Genomic DNA, 9814 nt, shown 5'->3' with positions numbered 1-9814 from the left:
GAAAAGAGGCTAACGCCTCTTTTTTTGTGTTCGATAACTGTTATGCTAATTTCCATTAGGAATTTGACAGGATTGGCTAGCGTGTCAGTAAAAGCATCGAAAAAACAACCCAGTTATGATTATGACGCCATTGTAATAGGTACCGGCCCCGGCGGTGAAGGTGCTGCTATGTATCTGGCAAAAAGCGGCAAACGCGTTGCGGCTATCGAGCGCTACCAGGCAGTGGGTGGCGGCTGTACCCATTGGGGTACCATTCCGTCTAAGGCATTACGGCACTCGGTCAGCCGCTTAATTGAATTTAACGAAAACCCGCTATTTCAGGTCGAAGAGCAGATGAAAGGGTTAACCTTTTCACAGATCCTGAAGCATGCGGCCGGGGTAATTCGCAAGCAAGTGCGGCTGCGCAGCGGCTTTTATGATCGTAATCTGGTAAAGATTTATCAGGGCGAAGCGCGTTTTATAGATAATCATACCCTCGAAATCACCCATACCGATGGCAGTAGCTACACACTTAGCGCTGAGACTATCGTCATTGCAACCGGATCCCGCCCGTACCGGCCACCGCAAGTTGATTTTAATCATCCGCGTATTTATGACAGCGATACTATTTTGTCACTGGATCACGACCCGCGGCATATTATTATTTTTGGTGCCGGGGTTATCGGCTGTGAATATGCGTCGATTTTCAGAGGTCTTGGCGTACGGGTCGATCTGGTCAATACCCGTGATCGCCTCCTGTCATTTATGGATACCGAAATTTCAGATGCGCTGAGTTATCACTTCTGGAATTCCGGCATGACCATCCGCCACGGTGAAGAACTGTCGCATGTTGAAGGCCGTGATGATGGCGTAGTTTTACACCTGCAATCGGGTAAACGGATGAAAGCTGACTGCTTCCTGTTCGCTAACGGCCGCACCGGCAATACTGAAATGCTGAATCTGGAGGCGGTAGGTCTGGCCGCTGATAGTCGCGGCCTGTTAAAAGTAAATAGTGAGTATCAGACAGCGGTTGATAATATCTATGCCGTCGGTGATGTAATTGGTTATCCCAGTCTTGCCAGCGCTGCCTATGACCAGGGCCGGTTAGCGGGAGAGGCTATTGTTAAAGGCAATCTGGACGGGCATTTGATTGCCGATATTCCGACCGGTATTTACACCATTCCGGAGATGTCCTCAGTCGGCAAAACCGAGCAGGAACTCACCGCCGCCAAAATACCTTACGAGGTCGGCCGGGCGCAATTTAAGCATTTGGCCAGAGCGCAAATCGCCAATACCAGCGCCGGTAGCCTGAAAGTGTTATTTCACCGCGATACATTAGAAATTCTGGGGATTCATTGTTTTGGGGAGCGGGCGGCGGAGATTATCCATATCGGCCAAGCCATTATGATGCAAAAGAACGGTGGTAATAATCTGAATTACTTTGTGCATACCACCTTTAACTACCCAACGATGGCCGAGGCTTATCGGGTTGCAGCGCTCAACGGGTTAAACCGCTTGTTCTGATGTTCTGAGTCTTAGCGCAGTAGCTCACTACTGCGCTATCAGCTTCACCTAAAACTTACTCGGCGATCTCTGCATTCATATGGTACATCGGACTAAGGTCCTGCACCGCCTCGATAAAGATCCCGGCATGCTCAGGATCAACATCCGGTGTAATGCCATGTCCCAGATTAAAGATATGACCTGAACCCTGGCCAAAGCCATCCAGAATAGTTTGCACTTCCTGACGGATCCGCTCAGGTGTACCGAGTAGGATCGAAGGGTCCATATTACCCTGTAACGCCACCTGATGCCCTACGCGGGCACGGGCATTGGCGATATCAGTCGTCCAGTCTAAACCTAAGGCATCACAGCCTGTTGCAGCCATCATTTCCAGCCACTGGCCACCGTTTTTGGTGAATAAAGTCACCGGCACTCTACGGCCATCCGCTTCACGGGTTAATCCGTTCAAAATTTGTTGCATATAACTGAGCGAATATTCTTGGTAATCGCGCGGGGTCAGCACCCCACCCCAGGTATCAAAGATCATCACGGCCTGAGCGCCGGCTGCAATTTGCGCATTCAGATACAGGGTCACGCTTTGCGCCAGCTTATCCAGCAGCATATGTAGCACTTCTGGCTCGCTGTACATCATCTTCTTGATGATACTAAAGGTTTTACTACCACTACCCTCAACCATATAGGTCGCTAGCGTCCAGGGACTACCTGAAAAGCCAATTAACGGCACACTACCCTGCAACTCACGACGGATAGTACGGACTGCGTCCATTACGTAACGCAGCTCCTGTTCCGGATCCGGAATGGGTAAATGTACAACATCCATAAAATCGCGGATCGGCTTACTAAATTTAGGGCCTTCGCCGACACCAAAGCTTAAACCCAAGCCCATGGCGTCAGGGATGGTCAGAATATCGCTAAATAAAATGGCAGCATCTAACGGGTAACGGCGCAAGGGTTGCAACGTCACTTCACAGGCTAATTCCGGATTCTTGCAAAGTGACATAAAATCACCGGCCTGAGCACGGGTGGCACGATACTCTGGTAAATAACGTCCGGCTTGCCGCATCATCCAAATTGGGGTTCTATCAACCGGCTGCCGCAGTAACGCCCGCAGGTAACGATCATTTTTTAGTTGCATAATTTATCCGCCATAACACCTTTTGTCGCATTCTAACAGCTTGCGGGCAGCAGCTCTATGATCTGGCGCTAAAAGCCGCACGCTTTACCTTTACGTCAACTGCAAAAAATATTCAGCTTAGGTTCATTTTTTTCAATTTCACCCTTGTGTCAGTAAAACGCATCTGTTATAACACTACTGCGCTAGTGAAGTTCTAACAACGAAGAAGCTCGATCTACGAGACCTAAAGCTCCAATTTGAAGCCACCTTGAGTGGCTTTTTTATTTTCAGTTTTTCGCCAGGCGTTTCGCTTGCGCCAACGCAATCAACTGCCCGGATAGGGTTTGCAAGCCTGGCGTTTCTGGTAACTGATCAAGCGGACACCAGTAGGCCTCAGCTATTTCCTCTGGCTGACACTGGATCTCTCCGCCGGCATAATCAGCCAAAAAGCCGGTCATTAAAGAATGGGGAAAAGGCCACGGCTGACTGCCGACATAGTGCAAATTGGTGATATCGACCCCAACCTCTTCTTTTACTTCCCTTACTGCTGCCTGCTCCAGAGTTTCGGCCGACTCGACAAAACCCGCCAGCACCGAAAAAAATCCTGCTTTGTGGCGGGTTGAGCGCGCCAGCAAAATCTGTTCGTCTTTTACTACCGCGACTAATACGCAGGGGGCGATACGAGGGTAGCAGCGGTGACCACAGCGGTGACAAAGCGTAGCCAGTTCCCAGTTAACCAAACGCATGGCGCTGCCACATTGACCGCAAAAACGGTGTGTTTGCAAAAACAACGCGACCTGGGTCGCCCGGGCAGCAAGCTGAAACAGCGCTTCGCCCTGCTCCAATAAGGCACGGGCGGAATGCCAATCCGCCTCATTCGCCGGTCGGTCGTCATACACCACCAGATAACATGGCTGCAGCTGGTATTCGCCAAGTTTACAGATCATCGCGTCTGCCAGCTGCAACGGCAGAGCTGCCAGCTCCGCAAAGGGTACAGTGCCATCTGTGGTCAGAAATAACCGACCCTGACTAACAATAAACCAGTAAGCCAACTGCCCGGATGATACTTTTACACTATGTTCAATCATTACAGCCTCTGTTTTAATGCGGAGGTTTTAGCAAGAATGGCAGCATCATACTCTGCACCGCTGAGCTGACCAATAAAAAAACGGTTGATCTTTTGTTGGAAATTCTTTTAATTAGCAGTATTGCAGCAAAGTTACTGCATCTAAGGAGAGGCAAATGTACACCCGCGTACAGCAAGCGCAACAGAAGTGGGGCGGCAGCCTGAATGCGATAGACAATTGGTTGCAGGAGAGACGCGAGCTGATTGTTTGTTATTGCCGTCTGGCGGGATTACCGCCCTTCGAAAAGGATCGCCATACCATGCCCTCGCAGGACAAAATTAAAGAGTTCTGTCAGTTACTGATGGATTATTTATCGGCAGGCCACTTTGAGGTGTACGAGCAAATCGTAGCCCAATGTGCGGTAAACGGTACCGACAGTCGCAAACTTGCCGACTCGCTTTATCCGAAAATTTCGGTCTCTACTGACTTAGCACTGGAGTTTAACGACAAATATGCCGATCATCTGAGTACCCGCAGAAGCGGTTCCTTTGATTTAGAGCTTTCGGCACTGGGGCAAGCTCTGGAAGAACGGTTCGCGCTGGAAGATAAGCTGATCGACACCTTACACGCCAAGCATCAGCCCACTCAGACTATGGCGTGATCAGAGCACCAGTCACGCACGATGCCGGTTTAGATGATCAATAAAAAAGCGGCAACTTGCCGCTTTTTTATATTTAAGTAACGAATTACTCTGCTTTAACAATATCTAGCAGCTCAACTTCGAACACCAGCACGCTGTTTGGTGGTATGGTACCCATATCACGTTCACCATAGGCCAGCTCCGACGGGATAGTGAAGCGGAATTTCGAGCCGACGTTCATCAGCTGTACACCCTCAGTCCAGCCCGGGATCACGCGGTTTAAAGGGAACTCAACCGGTTCGCCACGATCGACAGAGCTATCAAACTTAGTGCCATCAGTCAGGGTACCGGTGTAGTGCACTTTTACGGTATCAGTGGCAGCAGGTTTAGCACCTTCTGCCGCTTGCAGTACTTCATACTGCAGACCCGATTCCGTCACTGAAACACCTTCTTTTTTGGCGTTTTCATCCAGATAAGCCTGACCAGCAGCTTTGGCGGAAGCCGCTGCGGCTTCTGCCAGCTTAGCTTGCTCAGTACGGTAGGTTTCATCTAACGCGGACAGTAACTGCTGAATATCTTCTTCAGACACTTCCGACTTACCGGCCATGCCGTCCTGCACACCACGTAAAATCAGCTCAGCGTTTAAGTCAACCGCAATTTTACCGTATTCATCAACAGTGCTTTGTAAATAACGACCTGCTGACACACCCAGACTATAGGCTTGTTTCGCCTGTTCAGTTTCTAATACCGGTGCTGGTGCGGCTTTTTCTTCTTTTTGACAGGCTGTCAGGGTCAGCAAAGCGACCGCGATCAGGGTAAATTTGGTTTTTAAGCGCATTCTTTTCTCCATAGTGCAGCCTTAAGACTGCGAAAGTATGTTTTAATAAAGGTTAGCTCGCTTAGCTATACTAACGCTTTGTGTTGATGAGGTTAACACCTGTCATGAAATATCCTGTACTTTTGCTGCTCGGCAGCCTGTTGCTGACCGCCTGCAACAAGCCGGAAACGCAACCGGTTTCCAGCTGGCCGCATGTGGCACAAGGTAGTTATGCGGCAGCCATCTCAGCAGATGCCCGCTACGCCGCCGTCTCATCCATTCAGGATGGGGTTGCGCTGTGGGATCTGCAAAACAATGCCCTGCTCTATCAATGGCGGCACCAGGACAGTAGCGATAATCTGGTCTTTACGCTGGCCATTAGTGACGACAACAGTCATGTTGTAACCGCCGATCACAGTACCTTTGCCCTGTGGCGCACCGCAGATGGCCAGAACGTCGGCTATTGGCAAACCGATAACAGCAGTATCCGCGATATTGCCCTGTCTAATAACGGCGCCCATATTCTGGTTGGGCGCAGCGATAACGTGGTACAACATATTACGCTTAGCAGCGGCCGGCGCCTGGACTTTCTGGGTCATAGCGAACGCATTAACAGCGTGGCGTTGTCGCCAAATGGCCGCTATGCCCTGACCGGTAGCAATGATTATCAGGCTTACCTCTGGGACACTCAGACCGCACAAATCCTATATAGTTTCCCACATCCAAGCCGGGTGACCAAAGTCGCCTTTGACCCACAGGGCCGTTATGCGTTTACCGCTGATAGTCAGCAATTAGCGCAAATCTGGGATATTCAAACCGGGCAACGGGTGAGCTCATTGCAAATGCTGGCCAGACAACAAATTTTTAGTGCTGTGCGTTTCAGTCAGGATGGCCGCTTTTTACTCACCGGCGCCCCAACCCGCAACCTGGTACTCTGGGATGTACAAAGTGGCCGGGAGCTGCAACGCTGGCGGGTTTCCCCCAGAGTTGGCAGTCGCCCACCCAGTGCAGTGGTACATGCCGTCGCTTTTCTGGATGAAAACCGTATAATTAGCGAAAGCTCCAGTGGCCTGGCCGAAGTATGGGAAATCCGTTATGACTGAGCAACCCTCAGCAATAGAACTACATTTGATTGAGCTGGAAAGCAAAATTGCTTTTCAGGAAGATACAATGCACAGCCTGCACGAGGAGCTGCTGGCTCATCAACGCAAGATTGAGCAACTGCAACGGCAAATTCTGCTGATGGCGCAAAAGTTACAACAATTACCGGAAGACAGCGGTATTTTGCGACCGGAAGAAGAACCGCCACCGCCGCACTATTGAGGTCACTCCGATCAAGTCAGCAACAATGCTGGCTTATTCTGGTTTAAAGACCCCAATCACCAATTCCTTCTCGCGGGTCGATTGCACCACTTGCTGCTCTGGCTGCGCCATCTGATGCCCACAGGCCACACATTCCACCTTCTCAACATTGTTTTCAATAAACAAACTCATGGTATCGGTGGCTTTACACTGAGGGCAGGTCGCGCCAGCGATAAAACGCTTTTTCTTACGGATGGTCATACAGGCTCCAACGGGCACAAAAAGCCGGACGAAATTTTAGTTTCAGCCGGATATAGCGTAAAATCGCCCACTTAGTTCACTGGTACAAGGTAAAACATGATCCAGCTTCAGCAGGTAGAATTAAGACGCGGTATCCAGGCGCTGTTTACAGGGGCCGATCTTACCGTATTTCCGGGGCAAAAGGTGGGAATTGTCGGCGCCAACGGTTGTGGTAAATCCAGCTTATTTGCGCTGCTGCAAGGTAAATTACATGCCGATGCCGGTAATGTCAGCATTCCTGCTGCCTGGGTGATCGCAACAGTGGCCCAGGAAACGCCGGCCCTGGACTGTTCCGCCCTGGATTATGTGTTACAAGGCGAGCCTGAACTTTACCCATTGCTGCTAAAAGCCCGCAGTCAATGCAGCGACAGCGATCTGGCAGCGGTACATCAGCAAATTGAAGCGCTGGATGGCTACCGTGCCGAAGCCAAGGCCGGTACCCTGCTGGCGGGTTTGGGATTTAGTGGCGAGATGCAGCAACAGACCGTGAAGTCGTTTTCCGGTGGCTGGCGGATGCGGATGAACCTGGCACGGGCGCTGATGCAAAAAGCCGAGCTGTTATTGCTCGATGAGCCAACCAACCACCTGGATCTGGATGCGGTACTCTGGCTGGAAAAGTACCTCAGTAACTATCCGGGCACCTTACTGCTGATTAGCCATGATCGGGATTTTCTTGATGCAGTAACCGACAATACTGTCCATATCGAACGCCAGTGTCTGACGCTGTATAAAGGCAATTACAGCCAGTTCGAGCGCCAGCGCGCAGAACAACTGGCACAACATCAGGCAAACTTTGAAAAGCAACAGCGCCAGGTGGCGCACTTGCAACAATTTATCGACCGCTTTAAAGCCCAGGCCACCAAAGCCCGGCAGGCACAGAGCCGGATCAAGGCGTTGGAGCGGATGACCTTACTGGCACCGGCGCACGTTGATTCGCCGTTTAACTTCAGTTTCCGCGAGCCACGGGCCTTACCCAACCCACTGTTAAAACTGGAACAGGTCCAGGCCGGCTACAGCGGCAAGCCCATTCTAAGCAATATTAACTTTCAGTTGCTGCCAGGTAGTCGTATCGGCTTACTCGGGCGTAACGGCGCCGGTAAATCCACACTAATCAAATTACTCAGTGGTGAGCTACCGCCACTGGCTGGTGAACTCTGGTATGCCAGTGGCGTTAGTCTTGGTTATTTTGCCCAGCACCAACTGGAAACCCTCAGACCGCAAGATTCGCCACTGCAGCATCTGGTACGACTGGACCCGCAGGTTCCTGAGCAGAAGCTACGTGATTTTCTTGGTGGTTTTGGTTTTCACGGCGACAAAGCGCTGGAACCCTGTGCGCCTTTCTCCGGCGGCGAAAAGGCTCGCCTGGTGCTGGCGTTATTGGTGTATCAGCGTCCGAATTTGCTTTTGCTGGACGAACCGACTAACCATTTGGATCTGGAAATGCGCGAAGCCATAGTAATGGCGCTACAGGATTTTGCCGGTGCCATAGTAGTGGTATCGCACGACCGCCACTTGCTGAGCAGCACCACTGACGAATTTTATTTAGTGGCGAATGGCAAAGTCGCACCCTTCGACGGTGACTTGCAGGACTATTACCAGTGGCTGCAACAAGATGCCCGGCAAAGTCAGCAGAGTGCGGCACCGGAAACCGTCAGTAGCAATAGTGCTGCAGTGCGCAAAGATCAAAAACGCTTGGAGGCGGAGCTGCGCAATCTGCTGCGACCACTGAAACAGAAAATTGACAAGCTGGAGCTGCGGCAGCAACAACTGGAAACTCAGCTGGCCAGCCTGGAGCAACAACTGGCGGAACCGGCCATCTACGAAGCCGCTAACAAAGCCCAGCTAACTAAACTGCTGACAGAACAAACCCAGGCCAGCAGCGAACTGGCGCAAGTAGAAGAAAGCTGGTTTGAGGCGCAAGAGGCGCTGGAACAACAAAGCCAACTTTTCTGGCAGCAAAATCAGTAGGGACAAAGCAATCTATGCAGCAGATGACAGCGCAGCAAATGACAATACAGCAGCTTAATGCCGACGCCTTCTGGCAAGTCAGCCTGGCGTTTTACCCACAGGTGCAGCCGCTTTGCCTGCAGTTACAGGACAATTGGCAGGCCAATGTTAATCTGCTGCTGCTACTCAGCTATACCGAGCAGCTGGGCTGGCAGCTGGATGCTGCTAGTCTGACGCAGGGCTTACAGCAACTGGCGCCGTTAAGTCAGCATATTACTCAGGTATTACGCCAGTGCCGGCGAGAGCTGCCTAAACTGCCGCTGGATAGTAACCAGCAAACGGAACTAAAACAGGGACTTTTACAAACCGAGTTGGTGGCAGAGCGGCTGGAGCAGCAACTGCTGTGTCACTACCTGCGCTTCACCCCGGCCAGCAACCCGGACAACCTGAGCCTATACTGCCAGCAGTTAGCCGCAACTAACGAAGCGTTGCAACGGGCATTATTTGATCTGCGTCAAGCTGCCGCCCGCTTTGCCGCGGCCAGCTGAGTAACTTTGATCCAGGTCATATCAGCGCCTACTGCCCTTGCCTACACTTCCCTCAAGCAACTTCAGGAGGGAAATCCTATGAACCTATGGCATGAGTTTTTAAACGACCCGGTGATCTTTATTTCTTTTACCGGCCTGGCCATTGTGATTGGCCTGTGCATTTTCTACGCCGTATATTTTATGTACAAAGTCGGTAATGCTGAGGAGCAAACCAAGTAATAGCCAGACGGTTTAACAGGTCGGGCAGATGCCCTAATACTCCAGATGCTGGAGTTTATCGGCCACACCATTCCAGGCATCCGCATCGGCGGGTGCCGGTTTGACTTCACGGATGTTCGGCCACAGCTTAACCAGCTCGGCATTTAACGCGACAAAGCCTTCCTGACCTGGCGGCAGTTTATCTTCCTGAAAAATCGCCGTGGCCGGACATTCCGGCTCGCATAAACCACAATCAATACAAATCACCGGGTCAATAGCCAGAAAATTTGGCCCTTCAAAGAACGCATCAACCGGGCATACCGCCACACAATCGGTATATTTACATTTGATACAGTTCTCACCTACTACAAAGGCCAT

General features: G+C 51.1%; 12 protein-coding genes. 7 read left to right on the top strand and 5 right to left on the bottom strand.

Annotated elements, in window-relative coordinates; genetic code table 11:
- The first annotated feature begins 81 nt into the window (after positions 1 to 81).
- The gene (sthA, locus tag AGRI_RS12045; protein ID WP_040291909.1) at positions 82 to 1503 is read left to right on the top strand and encodes a Si-specific NAD(P)(+) transhydrogenase; all 1422 of its coding nucleotides are present in this window, start codon (positions 82 to 84) and stop codon (positions 1501 to 1503) included.
- A gap of 55 nt (positions 1504 to 1558) precedes the next feature.
- On the opposite strand, the gene hemE is transcribed toward sthA, so the two are convergent.
- A complete protein-coding gene (hemE, locus tag AGRI_RS12040) occupies positions 1559 to 2638 on the bottom strand; it encodes a uroporphyrinogen decarboxylase (protein ID WP_008985210.1) in 1080 nt (359 codons plus the stop codon).
- A 266-nt stretch (positions 2639 to 2904) separates the two neighbouring features.
- The gene (gene nudC, locus AGRI_RS12035; RefSeq protein WP_008985209.1) at positions 2905 to 3705 is read right to left on the bottom strand and encodes an NAD(+) diphosphatase; all 801 of its coding nucleotides are present in this window, start codon (positions 3703 to 3705) and stop codon (positions 2905 to 2907) included.
- Between the two features lie 154 nt (positions 3706 to 3859).
- On the opposite strand from nudC, the gene AGRI_RS12030 reads away from it, so the two are divergent.
- Positions 3860 to 4345 (top strand): Rsd/AlgQ family anti-sigma factor, encoded by a 486-nt coding sequence (locus AGRI_RS12030; protein WP_008985208.1) that lies wholly within the window; start codon positions 3860 to 3862, stop codon positions 4343 to 4345.
- Between the two features lie 85 nt (positions 4346 to 4430).
- Here AGRI_RS12030 and fkpA read toward each other — a convergent pair whose 3' ends face one another.
- Positions 4431 to 5162 (bottom strand): FKBP-type peptidyl-prolyl cis-trans isomerase, encoded by a 732-nt coding sequence (gene fkpA, locus AGRI_RS12025; RefSeq protein ID WP_008985207.1) that lies wholly within the window; start codon positions 5160 to 5162, stop codon positions 4431 to 4433.
- A gap of 104 nt (positions 5163 to 5266) precedes the next feature.
- Here fkpA and AGRI_RS12020 point away from each other — a divergent pair, with 104 nt between their 5' ends.
- Positions 5267 to 6244, top strand: a complete 978-nt coding sequence (locus AGRI_RS12020; protein WP_008985206.1) for a WD40 repeat domain-containing protein — start codon at positions 5267 to 5269, stop codon at positions 6242 to 6244.
- Positions 6237 to 6464 (top strand): SlyX family protein, encoded by a 228-nt coding sequence (locus tag AGRI_RS12015; protein WP_008950776.1) that lies wholly within the window; start codon positions 6237 to 6239, stop codon positions 6462 to 6464. Before AGRI_RS12020 ends, AGRI_RS12015 begins: the two co-directional genes overlap by 8 nt.
- A gap of 33 nt (positions 6465 to 6497) precedes the next feature.
- On the opposite strand, the gene AGRI_RS12010 is transcribed toward AGRI_RS12015, so the two are convergent.
- Positions 6498 to 6704 (bottom strand): YheV family putative zinc ribbon protein, encoded by a 207-nt coding sequence (locus AGRI_RS12010; protein WP_008985205.1) that lies wholly within the window; start codon positions 6702 to 6704, stop codon positions 6498 to 6500.
- Positions 6705 to 6800: 96 nt separating this feature from the next.
- On the opposite strand from AGRI_RS12010, the gene AGRI_RS12005 reads away from it, so the two are divergent.
- The 3 genes from AGRI_RS12005 to AGRI_RS16540 all read left to right on the top strand — a co-directional run bounded on the left by AGRI_RS12005 (position 6801) and on the right by AGRI_RS16540 (position 9457).
- Positions 6801 to 8711: an ATP-binding cassette domain-containing protein gene (locus tag AGRI_RS12005; RefSeq protein WP_008985204.1), complete on the top strand. Its 1911-nt coding sequence runs from the start codon at positions 6801 to 6803 to the stop codon at positions 8709 to 8711.
- A 14-nt stretch (positions 8712 to 8725) separates the two neighbouring features.
- Positions 8726 to 9238, top strand: coding sequence for a TIGR02444 family protein (locus AGRI_RS12000; protein ID WP_008985203.1), 513 nt, complete (start codon positions 8726 to 8728; stop codon positions 9236 to 9238).
- A gap of 78 nt (positions 9239 to 9316) precedes the next feature.
- Entirely contained in the window at positions 9317 to 9457 is a 141-nt protein-coding gene (locus AGRI_RS16540) for a DUF3149 domain-containing protein (protein ID WP_141686150.1), read from the top strand.
- Between the two features lie 33 nt (positions 9458 to 9490).
- Here AGRI_RS16540 and fdxA read toward each other — a convergent pair whose 3' ends face one another.
- Positions 9491 to 9814, bottom strand: coding sequence for a ferredoxin FdxA (gene fdxA, locus AGRI_RS11995; RefSeq protein WP_008985202.1), 324 nt, complete (start codon positions 9812 to 9814; stop codon positions 9491 to 9493).

The sequence above is a fragment of the Alishewanella agri BL06 genome (genome assembly GCF_000272005.1).
GTDB lineage: Bacteria > Pseudomonadota > Gammaproteobacteria > Enterobacterales > Alteromonadaceae > Alishewanella > Alishewanella agri.
This window is presented reverse-complemented; position numbering and strand designations above follow the sequence as displayed.

Excerpts from the sequence above, each read along its gene's own strand:
- AGRI_RS12015 (WP_008950776.1), top strand. The coding sequence starts at position 6,237 with ATGACTGAGCAACCCTCAGCAATAGAACTACATTTGATTGAGCTGGAA.
- AGRI_RS12030 (WP_008985208.1), top strand. The coding sequence starts at position 3,860 with ATGTACACCCGCGTACAGCAAGCGCAACAGAAGTGGGGCGGCAGCCTG.
- AGRI_RS12000 (WP_008985203.1), top strand. The coding sequence starts at position 8,726 with ATGCAGCAGATGACAGCGCAGCAAATGACAATACAGCAGCTTAATGCC.
- AGRI_RS12005 (WP_008985204.1), top strand. The coding sequence starts at position 6,801 with ATGATCCAGCTTCAGCAGGTAGAATTAAGACGCGGTATCCAGGCGCTG.
- hemE (WP_008985210.1), bottom strand. The coding sequence starts at position 2,638 with ATGCAACTAAAAAATGATCGTTACCTGCGGGCGTTACTGCGGCAGCCG.
- fdxA (WP_008985202.1), bottom strand. The coding sequence starts at position 9,814 with ATGGCCTTTGTAGTAGGTGAGAACTGTATCAAATGTAAATATACCGAT.
- nudC (WP_008985209.1), bottom strand. The coding sequence starts at position 3,705 with ATGATTGAACATAGTGTAAAAGTATCATCCGGGCAGTTGGCTTACTGG.
- AGRI_RS12010 (WP_008985205.1), bottom strand. The coding sequence starts at position 6,704 with ATGACCATCCGTAAGAAAAAGCGTTTTATCGCTGGCGCGACCTGCCCT.
- fkpA (WP_008985207.1), bottom strand. The coding sequence starts at position 5,162 with ATGCGCTTAAAAACCAAATTTACCCTGATCGCGGTCGCTTTGCTGACC.
- AGRI_RS12020 (WP_008985206.1), top strand. The coding sequence starts at position 5,267 with ATGAAATATCCTGTACTTTTGCTGCTCGGCAGCCTGTTGCTGACCGCC.
- AGRI_RS16540 (WP_141686150.1), top strand. The coding sequence starts at position 9,317 with ATGAACCTATGGCATGAGTTTTTAAACGACCCGGTGATCTTTATTTCT.